Origin of the sequence: Nocardia sp. NPDC019219, assembly GCF_040632645.1 — a bacterium.
In the GTDB taxonomy this organism is placed as follows: Bacteria; Actinomycetota; Actinomycetes; order Mycobacteriales; family Mycobacteriaceae; genus Nocardia; species Nocardia sputorum.
Genome location: NZ_JBEYCG010000011.1, coordinates 96,487 through 117,358, shown reverse-complemented (window position 1 = coordinate 117,358; position 20,872 = coordinate 96,487). Strand labels below are relative to the sequence as shown.

Sequence of the window (20,872 nt, the reverse complement as noted above, 5' to 3'; positions counted from 1 at the left end):
CGGCAAGGATGGATGGTGCGCCCGAACCTTTCGTAAACGGGCGGTCCGCCAACCAGCGAACCCGCCCGGGGATACCGACGCCATCAGCATGTCCACCCCTGTACGAGGAGCAGATTTGACCGACCTGATCCACTCTTCCGCACCGGCGAAATCCGCCGGTACCAACTCCGCTCCCGCGCCCGCCGCGAGCCGCGATCCGAACGGGTCGCCCGCGCCGCAGCCGGCCGGACGGGTGCGGGTGATCCGCGAAGGGGTGGCGTCCTACCTACCGGACATCGACCCGGAGGAAACCAGCGAATGGCTCGAGTCGTTCGATGAGATGCTCGACCGGGAGGGCCCCGGCCGTGCGCGTTACCTCATGCTCCGTCTGCTGGAGCGGGCCGGTGAACGTCGGGTCGCCATCCCGTCTTTGACCTCCACCGACTACGTCAACACCATCCCCACCGAGAACGAGCCGTGGTTCCCCGGCGACGAGGAGGTGGAGCGGCGCTTCCGCGCCTGGATCCGCTGGAACGCCGCGATCATGGTGCATCGCGCCCAGCGCCCCGGCATCGGCGTCGGCGGCCACATCTCGACCTACGCTTCCTCGGCGGCGCTCTACGAGGTGGGCTTCAATCACTTCTTCCGTGGCAAGGACCACCCGGGCGGCGGCGACTCGATCTTCATCCAGGGCCACGCCTCGCCGGGCATCTACGCCCGCGCGTTCCTGGAAGGCAGGCTGTCGACCGATCAGCTCGACGGGTTCCGCCAGGAGTACAGCAACGGCGGTCCCGGCCACGGGCTGCCGTCCTATCCGCATCCGCGGCTGCTGAACAACTTCTGGGAGTTCCCCACGGTGTCCATGGGCCTGGGCCCGATGAACGCCATCTACCAGGCGCGGTTCAACCACTACCTGCACGATCGGGGGATCAAGGACACCTCCGACCAGCACGTATGGGCGTTCCTCGGCGACGGCGAGATGGACGAACCGGAGTCGCGCGGTCTCGCGCACGTCGCGGCGATGGAGGGTCTGGACAACCTGACCTTCGTCGTCAACTGCAACTTGCAGCGCCTGGACGGTCCGGTGCGCGGCAACGGCAAGATCATCCAGGAGCTGGAGTCGTTCTTCCGCGGCGCGGGCTGGAACGTCATCAAGGTGATCTGGGGCCGGGAGTGGGACGCGCTGCTGGGCGCCGACCGCGACGGCGCGCTGGTGAACCTGATGAACAGCACCCCCGACGGTGACTACCAGACCTACAAGGCCAACGACGGCGCGTACGTCCGCGACCACTTCTTCGGCCGCGATCCGCGGACCAAAGCGCTGGTGCAGGATCTGTCCGACCAGGAGATCTGGAACCTCAAGCGCGGCGGTCACGACTATCGGAAGGTGTACGCCGCCTACGCGGCCGCGATGGCGCACAAGGGTCAGCCCACGGTGATCCTGGCCAAGACCATCAAGGGCTACACCCTCGGCAAGCACTTCGAGGGCCGCAACGCCACGCACCAGATGAAGAAGCTGACCTTGCAGGACCTCAAGGATTTCCGCGATCTGCAGCGCATCCCGATCAGCGACGCCGAGCTGGAGAAGGACCCGTACCTGCCGCCGTACTACCACCCCGGTATGGAGGCCCGTGAGGTCCAGTACATGCTCGACCGGCGCAAGGCGCTCGGCGGGTTCCTGCCCGAGCGGCGCACGGCGGCCAAGCCGCTGAAGCTGCCCGGCGACGAGGCCTACCGCTCGGTGCGCAAGGGGTCGGGCAAGCAGAACGTCGCCACCACGATGGCCCTGGTGCGGCTGATGAAGGAGCTGCTGCGGGACAAGGAGATCGGCAAGCGGATCGTCCCGATCATCCCCGACGAGGCCAGGACCTTCGGCATGGACTCGTGGTTCCCTTCGTTGAAGATCTACAACCGCAACGGACAGTTGTACACATCCGTCGACGCGGAATTGATGCTTGCCTACAAAGAGAGCGCCGTCGGGCAGATCCTGCACGAGGGCATCAACGAGGCCGGGTCGACGGCGTCGTTCACCGCGGCGGGCACCTCCTACGCCACGCACGGCGAGCCGATGATCCCGCTGTACATCTTCTACTCGATGTTCGGCTTCCAGCGCACCGGCGACGGACTGTGGGCGGCCGCCGACCAGCTCGCCCGTGGCTTCGTGCTCGGGGCGACCGCGGGGCGCACCACGCTGACCGGTGAGGGTCTCCAGCACAACGACGGGCATTCGCTGCTGCTCGCCTCGACCAACCCGGCCGTGGTGACCTACGACCCGGCGTTCGCGTTCGAGATCGCCCACATCGTGCGCGACGGCCTGCGCCGGATGTACGGCGGCGGCGCCGCGCCGCAGGGCTCCGCGCCGCTGCCCGGCACCCATCCGCACGGCAGCGCGGGCGAGTTCGGCGGCGAGGACATCTTTTACTACATCACCCTCTACAACGAGCCGTACCCGCAGCCGGCCGAGCCGGAGGACCTCGACGTCGCCGGTCTGCTCAAGGGCATCTACCTGTACAAGCGCGGGGGCGAGGGCGCGGTGCGCGCCCAGATCCTGGTCTCCGGCGTCACCGTGCCGGACGGTTTGCGCGCGCAGGCGCTGCTGGCGCAGGAGTGGGGCGTGCAGGCGGACGTGTGGTCGGTGACCTCGTGGGGCGAGCTTCGCAAGGAGGCGCTGGACAAGGAGATCGCCGCGCTGCGCGACCCGGGCGCGGATCCGGGCCTTCCGTACGTCACCGAGGCACTGTCGCGGGCCGAGGGCCCGTACGTGGCCGCCACCGACTGGATGCGCGCGGTGCCGGATCAGGTGCGCAAGTGGGTGCCCGGCGATTTCACGACGCTCGGCACGGACGGTTTCGGTTTCTCCGACACCCGCCCGGCCGCGCGACGGGTGTTCAACGTGGACGCCCAGTCCATCGTGGTCGCCGCGCTGGCCGGTCTCGGCCGGACGGGCAAGATCGACCCCGCGAAGGCCGTGGAAGCGGCGGCGAAGTACCGGATCGCCGACGTGGACGCCGCGCCGAAGGCAGCGGTGAGTTCGGACGAAGACCTCGCGTAGCGGAATATTGGATGGTGGACCGTAAACCGCCGCGGCCGCGACGGATCTCCGAGGGCTCTTCCGAGCACGAGGTGTATCTGCCGACGGGCGCGCTCTCCCCGAACCGGCAGACTCGCGACCCCCTCCCGGACACGCTGCTCAAACGCGTGAAGCAGTTCTCCGGCCGCCTCTCCACCGAGGCGGTGGGGTCGATGCAGGATCGGTTGCCGTTCTTCGCCGATCTGGACGCCGCGCAGCGCGCCGGCGTGCAGATGCTGGTGCAGACCGCGGTGGTGAACTTCCTGGAATGGCTGCAGGACCCGGACAGCGACATCCGGTTCAGCCTGGACGCCTTCCAGGTGATCCCGCAGGATCTCGCGCGGCGGCTGACGCTGCGCCAGACGGTGGACATGGTCCGCGTCGCCATGGAGTTCTTCGAGCAGTGGCTGCCCGCGCTCGCGCGCAACGATCGGCAGCTGGTCGCTCTGACCGAGGCGGTGTTGCGATACGGGCGCGAGCTCGGATTCGCCGCCGCCTCGGTGTACGCCAGCGCCGCCGAGTCGCGCGGCGCGTGGGACACCCGGTTGGAGGCGCTCGTCGTCGACGCCGTGGTGCGCGGCGACACCGGGCCCGACATGCTCTCCCGAGCGGCGACGCTGAACTGGGACGCCACCGCACCGGCGACGGTGCTGGTGGGCACCCCGCCCGGCGAGCAGGGCGTCTCGTCGGTGGGTGCCGTGCATTCCATCGCGGCGCGGCACGGGCGGGCCGCGCTCGCGGTCGTTCAGGGCACCAGGCTGGTGATGGTGGTCTCGGGGCACCTGGGGGAGACCGGTCAAGTCTCCCCGTTCCTGGCCGACCTGCTCGCCGAGGTGTTCTCCGACGGGCCGGTGGTGATCGGGCCGACCACGCGCACGCTGGGCGCGGCCCACGCGAGTGCGGTGGAGGCGCTGGCCGGAATGGAAGCCGTGGTGGGCTGGCGCGGGGCGCCGCGACCGGTGCACGCGGCGGAATTGCTCCCGGAACGCGCGTTGCTGGGTGATCGAGCTGCGATCGACGCGCTGAACGAGTACCTTGTCCTACCGTTGGCCGCAGCGGGGTCGTCGCTGGCGGACACGCTCGATGCCTACCTGGATTGCGGCGGAGCGGTCGAGACGTGTGCGCGTCAGCTGTACGTCCATCCAAATACGGTCCGGTATCGGCTCAAGCGCATCGCCGAGGTCACCGGCCGTGATCCGCTCAATCCGCGGGACGCGTATGTGCTCCGGATCGCCGCCACCGTGGGTCGTTTGACACGAACCCGTAACGAATCATCAGCTTCTGCCCCAGAGGTCACTTCGGTGGCCTTCGGTACCGAGGGCCTGTAACGCATCCGTGGAATCGGTCGATTCGGACAGCCCACGTGGTCTTTTGTGGAACCCCCACAAAAGCGCTTCCGAACCTTCATTCGCGTCGACATCTCGTGCGGCCCGCCTCACAGTGTTTTCTTAGAGGCGTGATCGCGTTGTTCGCCCCTGGACAGGGCTCTCAGACACCCGGCATGCTCGCGCCTTGGCTCGACCTTCCCGGCGCGAATGAGCGCCTGACGCTGTGGTCCAAGGCTTCCGGCCTGGACCTGGTCCGTCTCGGCACCACCGCGACGGCCGAGGAGATCACCGACACCGCTGTCACCCAGCCCCTGGTGGTCGCCGCGGCGCTGCTGGCGTTCGCGGAGATCTCGCCCGACGAGCTTCCCGCCGCTACCATCGTCGCCGGGCACTCGGTCGGTGAACTCGCCGCCGCCGCGGTCGCCGGAGTCATCTCCGCCGACGACGCGGTTCGGCTGGCCGCCATCCGCGGAGCGGAGATGGCCAAGGCGTGTGCACTGGAGCCGACCGGAATGTCCGCGGTGCTCGGCGGCGACGAGGCCGCCGTGCTCGAACGGCTCACCGAACTCGACCTCGTGCCGGCCAACCGCAACGCGGTGGGTCAGATCGTGGCCGCGGGCCGGTTGGACGCTCTCGCCGAACTCGCCGCGAACCCCCCGGAGAAGGCCAGGGTTCGGGCGCTGCCCGTCGCGGGCGCGTTCCACACGGCGTTCATGGCCCCGGCGCAGGATGCTGTGACCGATGCCATAACGAAGATCACGCCGAACGAGCCGACCAGGACCTTGCTCTCGAATTTCGACGGCAAGCCGGTCGCGTCCGGACAGGACGCGATCGATAAGCTCGCCGCGCAGGTCACCAGGCCCGTGCGCTGGGACCTGTGCACCGAGACCGTCCGGCAAGCCGGCGTCTCGGCGGTGGCGGAACTGCCGCCGGCGGGCACCCTCGTCGGCATCGCCAAGCGGGAACTGAAGGGCACGCCCACGCTGGCCCTGAAGACCCCGCAAGACCTCCCCGCGTTGGCTGAGCTGACCGTCTCCGGCTAGCTTTCCTCCGCGACCATGCATGCAGATGCGAGGTCGTGACCGAGAGGCGGTAACTATTACCGCGCTCGATCCGAAAAAAACCAGTAGAGCCCTACAAAGTATCAAGAAGGGAGCCACGAAGTGGCCGCTCTGACCCAGGAACAAATCGTCGAGGAACTCGGCAAGATCATCGAAGAGGTGACCGGCATCGAGCCCTCCGAGGTGACGATCGAGAAGTCCTTCGTCGATGACCTGGACATCGACTCGCTGTCCATGGTCGAGATCGCGGTTCAGACCGAGGACAAGTACGGCGTCAAGATCCCCGACGAGGATCTGGCCAGCCTGAAGACGGTCGGCGACGCCGTCAACTACATCCAGAAGCTCGAAGCCGAGAACGCTGAGGCGGCGGCCGAGCTCAAGGCCAAGTTCGACAACGCCGAGTAGGGCCGAAACTGTGACCACTCCTTCCACCTTGAACGGGAACTTCCCCAACGTCGTCGTAACCAGCCTTGCGGCGACCACGTCGATCGCGGGTGACGTCGATGCGACGTGGAAGGGACTCCTCAACGGCGAGAGCGGCATCGACGTTCTCGAGGATTCCTTCGTCGAGGAATACGACCTTCCGGTCCGCATCGGCGGTCACTTGAAGGTCCGGCCCGACACTCTGCTGTCTCGTGTCGAATGCAGGCGCATGGCCTACGTCGAGCAGCTCGCGACCGTGCTCGGTCGTGAGGTCTGGCGGAACGCGGGCAGCCCGGAAGTCGACCCGGAGCGGCTGGGTGTGGCCATCGGCACCGGATTGGGCGGCGGTGACGCCCTCATCGATTCGGTGGACAAGCTGAAGAACGGCGGTTATCGCAAGATCTCGCCGTTGGCTGTGCAGATGGTCATGCCGAACGGCCCGTCGGCCGTTGTCGGCCTCGAACTGAAGGCCAGGGCAGGAGTGGTCACTCCGGTCTCGGCATGCTCGTCGGGCTCCGAGGCCATCGCCAACGCCTGGCGCATGATCGTCATGGGTGACGCCGACATCGTCGTGACCGGTGGCGTCGAAGGCTTCATCGACGCGGTGCCGATCGCGGCGTTCACCATGATGCGCGCCATGAGCACCCGCAACGACGACCCGAAGGGCGCGTCGCGGCCGTTCGACAAGGATCGCGACGGCTTCGTCTTCGGCGAGGCGGGCGCTCTGATGGTCATCGAGACCGAAGAGCACGCGAAGGCCCGTGGCGCGACCATCCACGCGCGCCTCCTGGGCGCGGGCATCACCTCCGACGGCTTCCACCTCGTCGCCCCCGATCCCACGGGTGACGGCGCCGCGCGGGCGATGACCAGGGCGATGCAGTCCGCGGGTCTGACCAAGAAGGACATCACGCACATCAACGCGCACGCGACCGCGACGCCGATCGGCGACACCGCCGAGGCGAACGCGATCACCAAAGCCGTGGGCACCCACGCCTCGGTGTACGCGCCCAAGTCGGCACTCGGCCACTCGATCGGCGCCGTCGGCGCCCTGGAGTCCGTGCTGACCGTGCTCAGCATCCGCGACGGCATCGTGCCGCCGACGCTGAACCTGGAGAACCAGGACCCGGAGATCGACCTCGACGTGGTGAAGGGCGAAGCCCGCCGCCAGGAGATCGAGTACGCGATCAACAACTCCTTCGGATTCGGTGGGCACAACGTGGCGCTCGCCTTCGGTCGGGCGTAGCCGCGCGATCGACTGCACAACGATCCCGGCGGGGCCGGCCATCTGTAGTGGCTCGGCCCCGCCGTGTTTCGACATACGCAGCCGCGGCAGCGGCGCACTCATTGAGGTTGAGGAGACAACGCGATGACAATCATCGCTCCCGCGTTGCATCAGGAGACGGCGACCGACCCGCGTGATCCGCTCGGTCGACTCCAGCGCTTCTTCGATCCGGGCACCATTCTTCCGCTCCACCCGCGTGACAAGTCCGGCGTGCTCGCTGCCATCGGCGAGGTGGACGGCGTCCGCACCGTGGCATACTGCTCCGACGCGACCGTCATGGGCGGCGCGATGGGCGTGGAGGGCTGCAAGCACATCGTCGACGCCATCGACACCGCCATCGACTCCGGTGTCCCCGTGGTCGGCCTGTGGCACTCCGGCGGCGCCCGCCTGGCCGAGGGCGTCGAGGCGCTGCACGCGGTCGGCCTGGTCTTCGAGGCCATGGTCCGCGCGTCCGGCCTGGTTCCGCAGATCTCCGTGGTGCTCGGCTTCGCAGCCGGTGGCGCCGCCTACGGTCCGGCGCTGACCGACATCGTCATCATGGCTCCGGAAGGCCGCGTCTTCGTGACCGGCCCGGACGTGGTGCGCAGCGTGACCGGCGAGCAGGTCGACATGGCCACCTTGGGCGGGCCGGAGACGCACGGCAAGAAGTCCGGCGTCACCCACATCGTCGCCGACGACGAAGCCGACGCCCTGCACCGCGCGCGCAGGCTGGTGTCGATGTTCGCCGAGCAGGGCGAGTTCGACCTGGTCGCGGCCGAGCACGGCGACGTGGACCTGAAAGCGATGCTGCCGGAATCGGCCAAGCGCGCCTACGACGTGAAGCCGATCATCCACGAGCTGCTCGACAACGTCGACGGTGAGTCGTCGTTCGAGGAGCTGCAGGGCGGGTACGCCCGCAGCATCGTCACCGGTCTGGGCCGTCTCGGTGGCCGCACCGTCGGCGTGCTGGCGAACAACCCGATCCGCCTCGGCGGCTGCTTGAACTCCGAAAGCGCGGAGAAGGCGGCGCGTTTCGTGCGGCTGTGCGACGCGTTCGGCATTCCGCTGATCGTGATCACCGACGTGCCGGGTTATCTGCCCGGCGTGGGCCAGGAATGGGAAGGCGTCGTGCGGCGCGGCGCGAAACTGCTGCACGCGTTCGCCGAGGCGCGCGTTCCGCGGGTCACGCTGGTCACCCGCAAGATCTACGGTGGCGCCTACATCGCGATGAACGCCCGCTCGCTCGGTGCGACGGCGGTCTACGCGTGGCCCGGTTCCGAGGTGGCCGTCATGGGCGCCAAGGCCGCGGTCGGCATCCTGCACAAGAAGGCCCTCGCGGCCGCGCCGGAGGAGGAGCGCGAGGCGCTGCACGAGCGCCTCACCGCCGAACACGAGCGCATCGCGGGCGGTGTGGAGCGCGCCATGGCGATCGGCGTCGTCGACCAGGTCATCGACCCGGCGAAGACCCGCAGCATCATCGCCGCGGCGCTCGCCGCGGCTCCGGCTCGCGCCAGCCACCACAAGAACATTCCGCTCTGATCCACGCATCGAAGCGGGCCCCGGCACTGCCGGGGCCCGCTTCGCGTTTCCGGACTCCGCGCCAATGCCGCGTCCGCGAACGGGCGGTGCGAGCCCACTCGGTGGTTTCGTGCGATGTACTCGTCCGGGCAGGCGGCGGTCGTGAGGTTTCACGGGGCGGGGGCGGCTGGGTGGTCGGTAGCATCGGAAGGTGCGCTACGAAGAACTGGCCGATGTGCCGTGCTCGATCACGCGCCCACTCGTGATCTTCGGTGACCGCTGGACGCTGCTGATCCTCAAGTCGTGCTTCTCCGGTATCCGGCGGTTCAACGCTTTCCAGAGCGCACTGGGCATCTCGCGCAGCAGGTTGCAGGATCGGTTGGACCGGCTGATCGACAACGGCATCCTCGTCAAACAGAAGGCTGCCGTGGGTGCGCACGAGGAGTACCGCCTCACCCCGAAGGGCCACGACATCTACCCGATCCTGCTGGCCATCCGCGATTGGGGCGACACCTACATGGCGCCCGAAGGTCCGCCGGTGCGCTACGGCCACCGCGATTGCCCGGGCGAGGCGCACATCCGGCTCGAATGCGACTCGTGCGGAACCGAACTCACCGCGCGCGAGGTCATCCCCGAGCCGGGGCCGGGCCTGCTCGGCGCCGCCGGTGCGGAGGCCGCCGGTCGCACGCGCTGAGGCATGCTCGAAAGGACGATGCCGTCGGTGCTGGGGTGGCCGGAAGACGCGCGTCAGTGGCCTGTCCGCACGAGCGCGTCGAAGATCCGGGCGGTGGGTGACCCCGGTGTCGCGCAGTACACGATCATGCGTTGATCGGTGTCGGAGATGTGCAGCACTTGGCATGCTTGGCCCACGATCGCCGTCCGGGGGTGGTACAAATCGGTCCTCCCCGGCGGCAGCGGCGGATGACAGCCTCGTGGTGTGACGACAACCGCATTGATCACCGGCGCCAACAAAGGCATCGGATACGAAATCGCTCGGCAACTCGGCGCACGTGGCGCGACCGTCCTGGTCGGCGCCAGGGACGAAGCCCGCGGCGCCGCGGCCACCGAGAAGTTGAACGCCGAGGGCGCCGACGCGCACTTCGTGCGACTGGATGTCACCGACGCCGATTCGGTCGCGCGGGCGGCGGCCCGAATCGAGGAGGAGTTCGGGGAGCTCGACGTGCTCGTGAACAACGCGGGCATCGCCGGTCGCCTCGACGGGGATGGCAAACCGTCGTCCACCGCGCTGTCCACCTTGCGAAAGGTCTATGAGACCAACGTCTTCGGTGTCGTCGCGGTGACGAATGCGATGCTGCCGCTGCTGCGCCGGGCCGAGGCCGCTCGAATCGTCAACGTGTCCAGCGAGGTCGGATCACTGGCCTTGATGATGGATCCGGACGGGCCCATGTGGCCGATGGCCGCGATCGCATACCCGTCCTCGAAAACCGCGCTGACCATGGTGACCGCGATGTATGCCAAGGAGTTGTGGGATACCCCGATCAAGGTGAATGCCGCGAACCCCGGGTATTGTGCGACCGACTTCAACGGCCACAGCGGTTTTCGTACAGCCGCGCAGGGCGCCGAAGTCGCCGTGCGTCTCGCGACGCTGCCCGCCGACGGACCGAGCGGGCAGCTGTGGGGATACCGCTGGGGCGCTGCCGGGGACGACGAATACGGCGTGCTGCCCTGGTGACACGACCGCCGGGGCCAGGGGCCATCGTGCGTGCTCCGCCGCCACCGAGCAGTGTCGGGCGGTGGCGGAGCCCGCGGCCCGAGACCTCACTCGGCGAACCAAGTGGCGACTTCGTCCGGCTCCGCCCGTGTCGTGCGGAAACCGTTGACCGGGTGATCGGTGTCCGGGTAGCCGAAGGAGATTCCGCAGACCACCTTTCGGTGATCGGGAATGCCGAAATAGTCGCGGATGAAGGGGGAGTAGGAGGCCAGTGCGGCCTGCGGCGCCGCGCCGAGGCCGAGGCTCTGCGCGCCCAAGAGGAAACTGCCGATGTAGAGCCCGCAGTCCACCGCCCCGTAGACGCCCAGATCCGCTTCGCTGGTCACGATCGCGACGTGCGGCGCGTCGAAGAGTTCGAAATTCCGCACGGCCTGCCGCATGGTCTTCTCGTGATCGCCTTTTGCGATGCCGACGCTGTCGTACAGTTGCTTCCCGCATTCGCGCCTGCGCTCCCGGTACACGCCGGTGTATTGCGCGGGGAATTCGAAATCCGGTGCGGGGACAGCGGTCGCGATGTGCTCGATGAGGTTTTTGCGGAAGCGATCTGTTCCGGCGCCCTCCGTCACCACGACCTGCCAGGGCTGGGTGTTGCACCACGACGGCGTCCGCTGAGCCAGCCGCAGCAACGCGCGGATGGTGTCGCGCTCGACCGGCTCGGAACGGAACTGCCTGCAGGTCCACCGCTCGTCGAGCACGCGCGTCAGCGCCGCGAAGTCGTCGGTCGTCACGGTCATCCCCCGCCTCCTTTGGGAGTCTTATTTTGAGACCGAACGCTAGCATCGAACCCCTCGGCGCGAAAGCACTGGCCGCGGTGGTGCCGGGCGAGTCGATCGCGACGCGCGCGATCGCGCGATCCAGTTGCCCCGTTGCGGCGATCGGCGCGGCCGCAGCAGGCAGAATCCCGATATGGCGTCCGAAGCCCCCGCCGCGCGGGACCGCAAGCGGCACGGCAGGCATTACACACCACCCGTGCTGGCCCGGTTTCTCGCGCAACGGCTACTGCGCCATGTCGAGCCGTCGGACGCCGGCGTGCTGCGCGTGCTCGATCCCGCCTGCGGCGACGGTGAATTGCTGTTCGCCGTGCATCGCGAGGCCGCGACCCGGTTCCCCGGTGTCCGCTTGGTGCTGATCGGCTACGACCTGGACGCCCACGCGCTGGCGGTCGCCCGCGAGCGCGCCCGTGCGGCGGGGATCGCCGCGCACTGGCGCAGGGCCGATTTCCTCGCCGTCGAGGCGCGGCTCCCGGACGGCTCGTTCGACGCCGTGATCACCAACCCGCCGTATGTGCGTACCCAGCAGCTGGGCGGATCGACCGCGCGGTTGTTGAGCAAGCGGTTCGATCTGCGCGGGCGGATCGATCTGACCCACCCGTTCGTCGCGACGCTGCCCCGCCTGCTGACCGCGGGAGGTGTGCTGGGCCTGTTGTGCGCCAACCGATTCCTGACCACGAAGGCCGGTGCGAATATCCGGCGGTTGCTGCTGACCGACCTGGCTCCCGTCGAGCTGTACGACCTGGGGGACACCAAACTGTTCACCGCCGCCGTCCTCCCCGCGATCACCATCGCGCGCCGTTCCGAGCGCGACGACCGCTGCCGTTATGTCTCCGCCTACGAGGTCAGCGGCGCTGAACCCGGCGCCGGAACGCTGTTCGAGGCGCTGGTCGGCCAAGACGGCTCGATCGTCGCGTACAACGGCCGGACGTTCGTGGTCGAGGTCGGCACGCTCGTGACCGAATGCGGGCCCGTCGGCAGTTCCGGAGCCGGTAGGAGCCGCGGCGACAGCGCGATCGGCGCGGTGACGCGCGACGGGCCGCCGGAACTCGCCGCCGGACGAACGACCCGCCGCGGCGAGACGGAGGCGGCGTGGCGGATGTCGCACGAGGCGATCGATGCGTGGCTGGCGCGGATAGCGACGACGACCTGGCGCAGTTTCGGCGACCTCGCGCGCATCCGGGTCGGCATCAAGACGACCGCCGACCGCGTGTTCATCTCCGACCGCTGGGCGCAGGCCGACCCGTGCCCGGAGCCCGAACTGCTGCTCGATCTGATCACGCACCACGACCTCGCGCCGTGGCGGACTGCGCGCGCCCGCGACGTGCGCGTGCTCTACCCCTACGACCTGGCCAGTGCGCGTCGCACGCCGATCGATCTGGAGGAGTATCCCGGCGCCGCCGCGTATCTGCGTTCGCATCGGGAGACGCTGGCCGGGCGACGCTATGTCGCCGAGAGCGGTCGCGCCTGGTACGAGATCTGGGTTCCGCAGCGTCCGCATCTGTGGCGGGAGCCGAAACTGGTCTTCCCCGATATCAGCGACCGCCCCCGCTTCGCGCTGGACAGTTCGGGCGCGGTGGTCAACGGCGACTGCTATTGGATCTCGCTGCCCGATCTGGCCGGTGCGCCCGCCGAGGCGACGCGCCTCGCGTATCTGTTGATGGGCGTGGCCAATTCGGCGCTGGGGTTGCGGTTCTACGACGTGGTCTGTGGCAATCGGTTGTACTCGGGCCGGCGGCGCTGGATCACCCAGTACGTGTCGCGGCTGCCGGTGCCCGATCCCGCGGCCGCCCGGTCGGCGGACGTGATCGACCTGGTGCGGGAGTTCGTCGAGGGCCGGACGCCGGATCCGGCGGCGCGGGCCGAACTCGACGAGCGGGTGGCCGCCGCGTTCGGTGTCGGTTTACGCGTCGACCCGGACGCCGACCATCGGCAGCAGGGTGCGGCGGGCGAATTCGCGCGCCGCGTTCCGGTCGCTGACCGGGATCAGGCCGTCGGGGGTCAGGGCCAGCGACAGCGCCAGCCGGGCCATGATCTCGGCGACCAGATCGGCGTCGAAGTCGTGCGTGCCACCGGCATTCCGTAACTCGCGCAGCTTCTCGGCCAGATAGTCGCGGCCGACGGCGAGGATCGGCCCCGCCTCGGTGGTCAGCCGGGGCAGGATCAGGTCGGGCTCGGTCCGCAGGAGCCTGCGCAGCAGTTCGTTGCCCGCGATGGCGCCGATGAACGCCACGAAGATCTCGACCAGCTGATCGTCGTTTCCGGAGACGGTGTGCACCTGCTTCTCGATCGAGGCGACGAAGCGCTGTGCCTCCCGGACGCTGACCGCCTCGACGAGATCGTTTTTGGACTCGTAGCGCCGGTACAGCGTGGCCGGGCTGATTCCGGCGCGGCGGGCGATCTCGCCCATGCTGGTCCGCTTGATGCCGAAATCCAGGAAGGCCGACAGCGCGCTTTCCAGGAGCTTTTCGCCGTCGGCGACCGGCTTCTCGAGGATGCGCTGCAGCATGGGCGAGATGGTTGGCATCGGATCTCCAGTGGGTTCGGCGCGGTGGCCGGGCCGTGGCCGGTGGGCGCGGCCTCGCGACGGGTGCGGACGGGAACGTCCATTATTTCATTGGGCGGGCGCAGCGGGACCGGGCATTGCCCGACCGCACGATCCCGTCGAGCAGGTCGCGTGTCCAGATCCGACTGGCTAGCCTGTGGATGACGTCCGGCCGCTTCCTCGGCCGGTGCGGAAAGGGGTTGAACGGTGGGGTATTTCGCGGATCGCGTAGTGGCGGTCACCGGCGCGGGCGCGGGTATCGGCCGGGAATTGGCGGTGGCCCTGGCCGGTGCGGGGGCGTGGTTGGCACTGTCGGATAAATCGACGGAGGCCGTCGCCGAGACCGCGCGGTTGTGCGCCGCCGCGGGCCGGGAGCCCGCGGTGAGCACGGTGGACGTCACCGATCGCGCGGCCGTGTTCGCCTACGCGGAGCGCACCGTCGCACGGTACGGGCGGGTCGAGGCGCTGTTCAACAACGCGGGCATCCTGCACGTCGGCGGTGTGCTGGAGTCGCCGTTCAGCGATTTCGAAGAGGTCATGGCCGTCGACTTCTGGGGCGTGGTCAACGGAACCAAGGCGTTCCTGCCGCATCTGCTGGCCGCCGATCGCGCGCATGTGGTGAACATGTCCTCGGCCTTCGGGTTGGTGGCCGTGGCGCGGCACGCGCCGTACAACGCGGCGAAGTTCGCCGTGCGGGGCTTCACCGATTCGCTGCGCCAGGACATGCGCGCGGCGGGCGGGTCGGTGCGGGTCACCGGGGTGTATCCCGGCGGCGTGCTCACCGGGATCGCCCGGTCGGCGAGCCTCGCGCCGGGGGTCGACGCGGGGCAGGTGGTGCGCCGATTCGAAGGGCACGTGGCGCGGACCAGCCCGGCCGCCGCGGCGCGGACCATTCTGCGCGGCGCCGCGCGCGGCGAGGCGAAGGTGCTGGTCGGACTGGACGCCGTCGTTGTGGACCTGGTCACACGGATCGCCGGGTCCTGCCACGAGAAGGTGCTGGACATGGTATTCCGTTCCTGAGACCGCGCGCACGGATCCGCGGTCAGGGACGGGGATGTCGAAATGATAACTGGTAGAACGTATCTCACGTTATGGGGGTTGGTCGACGCTCCGCGCCGCGCCGGTGACGGCGCGCGGGGGCGTCAGCGGTGACGAAATGGATTCTCCTCGAATGTTTCTCGGGTTCTCCGGGACGAGTGATCGCGGTGGGGTCGGCGCCGAAATCGTTCGTGCCGCTGACCAATATCGTGCGCAATCCGGCGTCGCTGGCCGACGCCGAGTCCGCGATGCGGCAGGCGTGCGCCGCCGGCGTGCCGGTGGGGTGGGTCTCGGGTGACGGGCGGCGCACGGTGCGGGCCGAGCCGCTGCTGATCGCGCCGGGGAAGACGCATGCCGTGCGACTGTGGGTTGGCCCGCGGCAGGAGGCGGTCGCGGCGGCCGACCCGATGGGTGCCTGGCACTTCGACCTGACGACCAATCGTTCGGTGCGCAGCATCGACCTGCTGGACCTGTACGGCGTCGCGCCGCGAGACCGTGCCGCCGAGCTGGCCATCGCAGGCGCGTTCACCCGGCTGGTCACCAACCGCGACGAGAGCGAGGCGCTGGCCAAGATCGTCAACTCCGCGCCGGGCACCGAGCATCAGGCGGTCTGGACCATCCGGCGCGACGACGGCGCCCTGCGGGCGGGGCATTTCGCCTGCCGGATCGTGACCGAGTTCGATGACGCGGGCGAACGGCACGTGCTGCTGCGCGGCGTGACGCAGGACATCGGCGCGGCCACCGCGGTCTCCGCCGCCCCGCCGCCGACGATCCTGGAGTACGCGGTGCTGGAAGCCGCCACCGAACCCGGGGAGTACCGCGCGATCGTCAACCTGCGCTCGTTGCGGCTGATCCGGTGGATCGGTCAGCCCATGCCGGACATCGCCTGGGAGGATCTCCCGGGGCAGCCGAGGCCGCAGATTCATCCGGAGGACCTGGCGACCGCGAAGACCATGTCACGAGACCTGGCGCGGCATCGCACGGAAGGGACGGTGCGCCTGCGGCGACTGGACGGTGGTTGGCAACCGGTGCGGATACGGGCCGCGTTGATGGCGCTGGATCAGCACACCACGGCCGGACTCGCCACGGTCACCGCGGCATAGCCGGCCGCGGTGACCGTGGCGTCGAAGTCATTGGCGCGGCAGATCCAGCTCGGCCATTTCCTTCTCGATCGCATTCGCGGCGAAATCCACGCCGCGGGAACGCAACTCATGAACCCGGCGCTGGAGTGCCTCGACTCCCCCGGGCTGGGCCGCGATGTCGGCGACGCTGATCCGGCCCTTGGGCCCGTGCACACCCGACTGCACGTACGACACCGTGATACCTCCTGCCTGCACGCTCACCCACCCACCGACCCGGGTGGGTTCCCCACTGCGCTACAAGTCGCACGACAACCGTGTCGACAGGAGAGCCCGGGTCGCCGGGCACGCTGGCTGAATGCTATCAGCGAACCGTACTGGACCCTCGAGCGATGTGTCGTGTTTCACACCTCATTCGCCGTGCGATGTTGAGCTGTATTTGCTAGGTAGACAGACGCATTCAGGCGAATGCGATCTTGCTCCTCGGCGCGCAGCTCCCGGCGCACCTTGCCGGGCACGCCCGCCACGAGCGAGCCCGGCGGAATCTGCGCGCCTTCCGGGATCAGCGCGTTGGCCGCGATCAGGCTGCCCGGCCCGACGACGGCCCCGTTGAGGATGGTGGCGCCCATGCCGACCAGCACGTCGTCGCCGATCGTGCACCCGTGCAGGATCGCATTGTGTCCCACCGAGACCCCCGTGCCGACGGTGAGCGGGAAGCCCGGATCGGCGTGCAGCACGCAGCCGTCCTGGATATTGCTGCGCGCGCCGACCTCGATCGTCTCCAGGTCACCGCGCAGCACCGCGTTGTACCAGACGCTGACCTCGGCGCCGAGCCGCACCCGGCCGATCACCGTGGCGTTCGGCGCGATCCACGCGCTCTCCTCGATCTCCGGCGCATGTTCGCCCAGCTGAATCCGCATGGTCACGAACTTAGCCGCCCCGCTGTCCGGGCCGCCCACGGCCCGCGCGGCGGGATCTCCGGTCAGCTCTGCCCTTGGAAGCTGGCGCGGTGCGCGGCGGGGCTGGTGCCGAGGATGCGGTGGAAGTGGTGGCGCAGGCTCATCGCCGTGCCGAAGCCGGTGTCGACCGCGATGCGTTCCACGGTGTCGGTGGTGGACTCCAGCAGCAGCCGCGCCCGGTCGGTGCGCTGGAGCAGCAGCCACTGCTGGGGGCTGGTGCCGGTGCGATCGCGGAAGCGGCGGGTGAAGGTGCGCCGCGACATCAGCGCGACGCGGGCCCAGCCGTCCAGGTCGACCGGATCGCCGAGATGCGTCCGTGCCCAGACCATGGCCCGCTCGATCGGATCGTCGTCGGCGGCCTCGGGCACCGCGACGGGAATGTACTGCGCCTGTGAGCCGCTGCGGTGCGGAGCGGTGACCAGCGCCCTGGCCAGTTCGGTGGCCGCTTTGCTGCCTAGATCCCGGCGGACCAGGTGCAGGCAGCAGTCCAGCGCCGCGGCCACGCCCGCCGAGGTCACGACGTCGCCCAGATCCGACCACAGCGTGTCGGCGCGAACCCGGACCGCGGGGAACGCGCGGGCCAGCTCGGCGGCGGAGGCCCAGTGCGTGGTGACCTCCCGTCCGTCGGCCAGCCCGCTCGCCGCCACCGCCCACGAGCCCAGGCACAGGCCGACGATCCGGGCGCCGCCCGCGTGGGCGGTTCGCAGGGCGGCGCGCAGTTCGCCGGGCAACGGTTCGCCGGAACGCCAGCTCGGGATCACGACGGTGTCGGCGCGGGTCAGCGTCTCCAGGCCGTGCTGGACGTGGATGTCGAAGCCCGCCGGTGTGCGCAGGCTTCCGGGCTGTTGGGCGCACACGTCCACGCGATACGGCGCGGGCCCTTCGACGCCGACCCGGCCGAAGACCAGGCTGGGCACGGACAGATGAAACGGGCTGATCCCGTCGAACGCCAACACGGCCACGGTGCGCATGGCCCGATCTTAACGGTAAGCGGCTCTCGGGCCACTGTTGTCGCCGTTGCGGGCGGGACAAGATCAACGACATGAGCGACACGATCGAACGCACCGGCCTGGAAATCCTGCACGTCGGCGGTCCGACCCTGCGGTTCCGCTACGCGGGCCGCACCTGGCTGACCGACCCCACCTTCGACGAGCCGGGCGACTACCCAGGGCCCGTCACGTTGCACAAGCTCACCGGACCCGCGGTGTCGGCCGACGAGGTCGGCCCGGTGGACGTGGTGCTGCTCTCGCACGACGAACACGCCGACAACTTGGACGACTCCGGCCGGAAGCTGCTGACCACCGTGCCGACCGTGCTCTCCACGCCCGGCGCCGCCACCCGCATCGACGGTGTGCGCGGACTGGAGAACTGGGAGACCGTGACGGTGCACGGAGTGCGGGTGACCGGTGTGCCCGCCCTGCACGGACCGGAGGGGTGCGAGCCGTTCAGCGGGATCGTCACCGGGTTCGTGCTGCGCGCCGACGGGGAGCCGACGGTGTACGTCTCGGGTGACAACGCCTCCGTGGACGTGGTGCGGGAGATCACCGAACGGATCGGCCGCATCGACATCGCCGTGCTCAACGTCGGCGGCGCGAACGTCGGACGTTTCGGGGACACCGACGTCACCTTGAACGCGCGCACCGCGCTACAGGCGGCCGAAGTACTCGGCGACGCGGTGATCGTGCCGGTCCACTCCGATGGCTGGGCGCATTTCAGCGAGACGCTCGATTACCTGGGGCACGTTTTCCGTTTCGGCGGCCGCGCCGAGCAGTTGCGGATACCGCCGTTGGGTCGCCCGGCCACCGTGTGAGGCGGGCCGCCCGCGCTCAGCTGGGCAACGTGCCGAGAAACTCGCCCCGGCGCGGGTCGCGGGTGGTCGCGGTGCGCGCTCGGCGCGTCGATCGTGGCGCGGGCCCCGCCCCGGGGCGACGATGACGGTATGAGGATCGGAGTACCACAGGAGGTCAAGGAGCAGGAGTTCCGAGTGGCCCTGACTCCGGCGGGCGCCGGGGAACTGGCCGGGCAGGGACACGACGTGCTGGTGCAGGCGGGCGCGGGCGTCGGATCGGGCTTCCCCGACGCCGACTACGCCGCGGCGGGAGCCCGCCTGGTCCCGGACGCCGACCAGGTGTGGCGGGAAGCCGAGCTGGTGTTGAAGGTGAAGGAACCGATCGCACCGGAGTACCCGCGGATGCGCCGCGGGCAGGTGTTGTTCACCTTTCTGCACTTGGCGGCCTCGCGCGACTGCACCGACGCGGTGCTGCGCTCGGGTATCACCGCCATCGCCTACGAGATGGTCCGCGCCGCCGACGGGTCGCTGCCGTTGCTGGCCCCGATGAGCGAGATCGCGGGCAAGCTCGGCGCCCAGGTCGGCGCGTACCACCTGATGGCCCCGCTCGGCGGCGCGGGGCTGCTGCCCGGCGGCGTTCCGGGCGTGCGCCCGGCGGAAGTCGTGGTGCTCGGCGGCGGCGTCGCGGGGTCGAACGCGGCCGCGGTCGCCGTCGGCATGGGCGCGCGGGTCAGTGTGCTGGACACCAACCTGCATCGGTTGCGCGAGCTCGACGCTCGCTTCGACGGGCGGATCGCCACCGTCGCGTCGAACGCCGCCGAGATCCGGCGCGCGGTGCTGTCGGCCGATCTGGTGATCGGCGCGGTGCTGGTACCGGGGGCGCGTGCGCCGGAACTGGTTCCCGACGACCTCGTCGCCGGTATGCGCCCCGGTGCCGTGCTGGTCGACATCTCCATCGACCAAGGTGGCTGCTTCGCCTCCGCGCACCCGACGACGCACGCCAATCCCACCTTCCGGGTGGCCGATTCGCTGTTCTACTGCGTGGCCAATATGCCGGGAGCGGTGCCGCACACCTCGACGATCGCGCTCACCAACGCGACCCTGCCCTACGTGCGGGCGATCGCCGACCTCGGCTGGCAGGAGGCATGCGCCACACATCCCGATCTGGCGCACGGGCTGACCGCGGACGCCGGGCGGCTGCTGTCGGCGGAAGTGGCGGCCGCGCACGGGTATTCGCGGCCGCTCGGCGTCGCGGGCTGACTACTCCTGCTCGGTGCGGCCCTCGCCCATGAACCAGTCGGGCATACCGTCCGTGGGCAGGTCGCGAAGCTTGTCCGGGTTGCGGACCACGTCGATCGCGACGATGCGTCCGTCGTCGACGGTGAAGGAGAACACGCCGGTGTGGGTGCCGTCGAACACCACCAGGCCGGGCTGGCCGTTGACGAGCACCGCGCGACCCCAGCCACCGACCGCGGACGGCGAGTGGTACCAGCCGAGCAGCAGCTTGGCCACGAGTTCGGCGCCGCGCACGGGCTGCCGGATCGCGGGCACCTTGCCGCCGCCGTCGGCGGTGAGGCTGACGTTCGCGTCGAGCACACCCAGCAGGGCGCTGAGGTCGCCGGAACGCCAGGCCACCGAGAAGGCGGACACCACCTTCTTCTGCTCGTCCGGCGAGGCCGGGAAGCGCGGCGTGCCCTGCTCGACGTGCTTGCGGGCCCGTGAGGCGAGCTGGCGGACGGCGGCCGGGGTGCGGCCGACCACTTCGGCGACCTCGGGGCCGCTCATGCCGAAGACGTCCTGGAGCACGAACGCGGTGCGCTCGGCCGGGGACAAGGATTCGAGCACCACCAGCAGCGCGGTGGTGACCCGCTCGTCCTGCGTGATCCGGTCGGCGGGGTCGTCCCAGCTGGTCACCTCGGGCTCCGGCAGCCATTCGCCGACGTACTGCTCGCGGCGGACGCGGGCGGAGCCGAGGTGGTCGAGGGCCAGCCGGCCGGTGACGGTGGACAGCCAGGCGCGCAGGTTGTCGATCTCGCTCGCGGCGCCCGCCTCGTACTGGCGTTGCAATCGCAACCACGCCTCCTGCACGACGTCGTCGGCGTCGCTCAGACTGCCCAGCGTGCTGTAGGCGAGCCTGCGCAGATAGGGGCGGTGCTCCTCGAACCGCCGCGCCAGCTCGGCCTGGTCGAGGGACTCGGGGGAAGGCTGTTCGGAAGTCACTGCTGTTCGCCGTTCGTCGTTCGGGCCCCGCCGGGCGAGTCTATGGATGCGTCACCGGGTCGACGACGCAGGGGCACAGAGTGTGACACGGGGGCGGGCG

18 protein-coding genes and 1 pseudogene are annotated in these 20,872 nt (G+C 69.6%); 13 read left to right on the top strand and 6 right to left on the bottom strand.

The features are described from left to right. Positions 1 to 115: 115 nt before the first annotated feature. From aceE to ABZ552_RS20975, 8 genes are all read left to right on the top strand, one after another. Positions 116 to 3,031, top strand: a complete 2,916-nt coding sequence (aceE, locus tag ABZ552_RS21010; protein ID WP_281874734.1) for a pyruvate dehydrogenase (acetyl-transferring), homodimeric type — start codon at positions 116 to 118, stop codon at positions 3,029 to 3,031. Positions 3,032 to 3,042: 11 nt separating this feature from the next. Beyond that, on the top strand, positions 3,043 to 4,377 hold the full coding sequence (locus tag ABZ552_RS21005; RefSeq protein ID WP_281916993.1) for a helix-turn-helix domain-containing protein: 1,335 nt from the start codon (positions 3,043 to 3,045) through the stop codon (positions 4,375 to 4,377). Between the two features lie 128 nt (positions 4,378 to 4,505). Beyond that, positions 4,506 to 5,420, top strand: a complete 915-nt coding sequence (locus ABZ552_RS21000) for an ACP S-malonyltransferase (protein WP_281874732.1) — start codon at positions 4,506 to 4,508, stop codon at positions 5,418 to 5,420. Positions 5,421 to 5,540: 120 nt separating this feature from the next. Further along, complete coding sequence (acpM, locus tag ABZ552_RS20995) at positions 5,541 to 5,843, top strand: meromycolate extension acyl carrier protein AcpM (RefSeq protein ID WP_039796877.1); 303 nt, start codon at positions 5,541 to 5,543, stop codon at positions 5,841 to 5,843. A gap of 10 nt (positions 5,844 to 5,853) precedes the next feature. Beyond that, on the top strand, positions 5,854 to 7,104 hold the full coding sequence (locus ABZ552_RS20990; protein ID WP_159840133.1) for a KasA/KasB family beta-ketoacyl-ACP synthase: 1,251 nt from the start codon (positions 5,854 to 5,856) through the stop codon (positions 7,102 to 7,104). Between the two features lie 123 nt (positions 7,105 to 7,227). Beyond that, positions 7,228 to 8,661: a carboxyl transferase domain-containing protein gene (locus tag ABZ552_RS20985; protein WP_281874731.1), complete on the top strand. Its 1,434-nt coding sequence runs from the start codon at positions 7,228 to 7,230 to the stop codon at positions 8,659 to 8,661. 190 nt (positions 8,662 to 8,851) lie between these two features. After that, complete coding sequence (locus ABZ552_RS20980; protein ID WP_281874730.1) at positions 8,852 to 9,334, top strand: helix-turn-helix domain-containing protein; 483 nt, start codon at positions 8,852 to 8,854, stop codon at positions 9,332 to 9,334. 243 nt (positions 9,335 to 9,577) lie between these two features. Then, a complete protein-coding gene (locus ABZ552_RS20975) occupies positions 9,578 to 10,333 on the top strand; it encodes an SDR family oxidoreductase (RefSeq protein ID WP_281874729.1) in 756 nt (251 codons plus the stop codon). An 86-nt stretch (positions 10,334 to 10,419) separates the two neighbouring features. Here the strand turns inward: ABZ552_RS20975 and ABZ552_RS20970 are convergent, their stop codons facing one another. Beyond that, entirely contained in the window at positions 10,420 to 11,106 is a 687-nt protein-coding gene (locus tag ABZ552_RS20970) for a nitroreductase (RefSeq protein ID WP_281874728.1), read from the bottom strand. Positions 11,107 to 11,278: 172 nt separating this feature from the next. On the opposite strand from ABZ552_RS20970, the gene ABZ552_RS20965 reads away from it, so the two are divergent. Then, positions 11,279 to 13,228 (top strand): N-6 DNA methylase, encoded by a 1,950-nt coding sequence (locus tag ABZ552_RS20965; protein ID WP_281874727.1) that lies wholly within the window; start codon positions 11,279 to 11,281, stop codon positions 13,226 to 13,228. On the opposite strand, the pseudogene ABZ552_RS20960 reads toward ABZ552_RS20965, so the two are convergent. After that, positions 13,151 to 13,552: pseudogene (locus ABZ552_RS20960) on the bottom strand (TetR/AcrR family transcriptional regulator); the annotation flags it as partial. The gene ABZ552_RS20965 and the pseudogene ABZ552_RS20960 sit on opposite strands and share 78 nt — an antisense overlap. 342 nt (positions 13,553 to 13,894) lie before the next feature. On the opposite strand from ABZ552_RS20960, the gene ABZ552_RS20955 reads away from it, so the two are divergent. Continuing rightward, the gene (locus tag ABZ552_RS20955; RefSeq protein WP_281874726.1) at positions 13,895 to 14,707 is read left to right on the top strand and encodes an SDR family NAD(P)-dependent oxidoreductase; all 813 of its coding nucleotides are present in this window, start codon (positions 13,895 to 13,897) and stop codon (positions 14,705 to 14,707) included. Between the two features lie 128 nt (positions 14,708 to 14,835). Then, positions 14,836 to 15,828 (top strand): GAF domain-containing protein, encoded by a 993-nt coding sequence (locus ABZ552_RS20950; protein ID WP_281874725.1) that lies wholly within the window; start codon positions 14,836 to 14,838, stop codon positions 15,826 to 15,828. Between the two features lie 27 nt (positions 15,829 to 15,855). Here the strand turns inward: ABZ552_RS20950 and ABZ552_RS20945 are convergent, their stop codons facing one another. The 3 genes from ABZ552_RS20945 to ABZ552_RS20935 form a co-directional block, all read right to left on the bottom strand. After that, positions 15,856 to 16,041 (bottom strand): hypothetical protein, encoded by a 186-nt coding sequence (locus tag ABZ552_RS20945; RefSeq protein WP_039803648.1) that lies wholly within the window; start codon positions 16,039 to 16,041, stop codon positions 15,856 to 15,858. 167 nt (positions 16,042 to 16,208) lie between these two features. After that, entirely contained in the window at positions 16,209 to 16,724 is a 516-nt protein-coding gene (locus ABZ552_RS20940; RefSeq protein ID WP_281874723.1) for a gamma carbonic anhydrase family protein, read from the bottom strand. A 62-nt stretch (positions 16,725 to 16,786) separates the two neighbouring features. Then, positions 16,787 to 17,734, bottom strand: a complete 948-nt coding sequence (locus ABZ552_RS20935) for a helix-turn-helix domain-containing protein (protein ID WP_281874722.1) — start codon at positions 17,732 to 17,734, stop codon at positions 16,787 to 16,789. Between the two features lie 71 nt (positions 17,735 to 17,805). Between ABZ552_RS20935 and ABZ552_RS20930 the strand changes: the two genes are divergently transcribed. Further along, positions 17,806 to 18,573, top strand: coding sequence for an MBL fold metallo-hydrolase (locus ABZ552_RS20930; RefSeq protein ID WP_281874721.1), 768 nt, complete (start codon positions 17,806 to 17,808; stop codon positions 18,571 to 18,573). A 129-nt stretch (positions 18,574 to 18,702) separates the two neighbouring features. Further along, positions 18,703 to 19,812, top strand: coding sequence for an alanine dehydrogenase (gene ald, locus ABZ552_RS20925; RefSeq protein ID WP_281874720.1), 1,110 nt, complete (start codon positions 18,703 to 18,705; stop codon positions 19,810 to 19,812). Here ald and sigJ read toward each other — a convergent pair whose 3' ends face one another. Then, on the bottom strand, positions 19,813 to 20,772 hold the full coding sequence (sigJ, locus tag ABZ552_RS20920; protein WP_159840242.1) for an RNA polymerase sigma factor SigJ: 960 nt from the start codon (positions 20,770 to 20,772) through the stop codon (positions 19,813 to 19,815). Positions 20,773 to 20,872 lie beyond the last annotated feature (100 nt).

Bases quoted from the DNA above. Each gene is read 5' to 3' on its own strand.
- ald (WP_281874720.1), top strand. From the start codon at position 18,703: ATGAGGATCGGAGTACCACAGGAGGTCAAGGAGCAGGAGTTCCGAGTG.
- ABZ552_RS20930 (WP_281874721.1), top strand. From the start codon at position 17,806: ATGAGCGACACGATCGAACGCACCGGCCTGGAAATCCTGCACGTCGGC.
- ABZ552_RS20935 (WP_281874722.1), bottom strand. From the start codon at position 17,734: ATGCGCACCGTGGCCGTGTTGGCGTTCGACGGGATCAGCCCGTTTCAT.
- ABZ552_RS21005 (WP_281916993.1), top strand. From the start codon at position 3,043: ATGGTGGACCGTAAACCGCCGCGGCCGCGACGGATCTCCGAGGGCTCT.
- ABZ552_RS20965 (WP_281874727.1), top strand. From the start codon at position 11,279: ATGGCGTCCGAAGCCCCCGCCGCGCGGGACCGCAAGCGGCACGGCAGG.
- ABZ552_RS20985 (WP_281874731.1), top strand. From the start codon at position 7,228: ATGACAATCATCGCTCCCGCGTTGCATCAGGAGACGGCGACCGACCCG.
- ABZ552_RS20970 (WP_281874728.1), bottom strand. From the start codon at position 11,106: ATGACCGTGACGACCGACGACTTCGCGGCGCTGACGCGCGTGCTCGAC.
- ABZ552_RS20940 (WP_281874723.1), bottom strand. From the start codon at position 16,724: ATGCGGATTCAGCTGGGCGAACATGCGCCGGAGATCGAGGAGAGCGCG.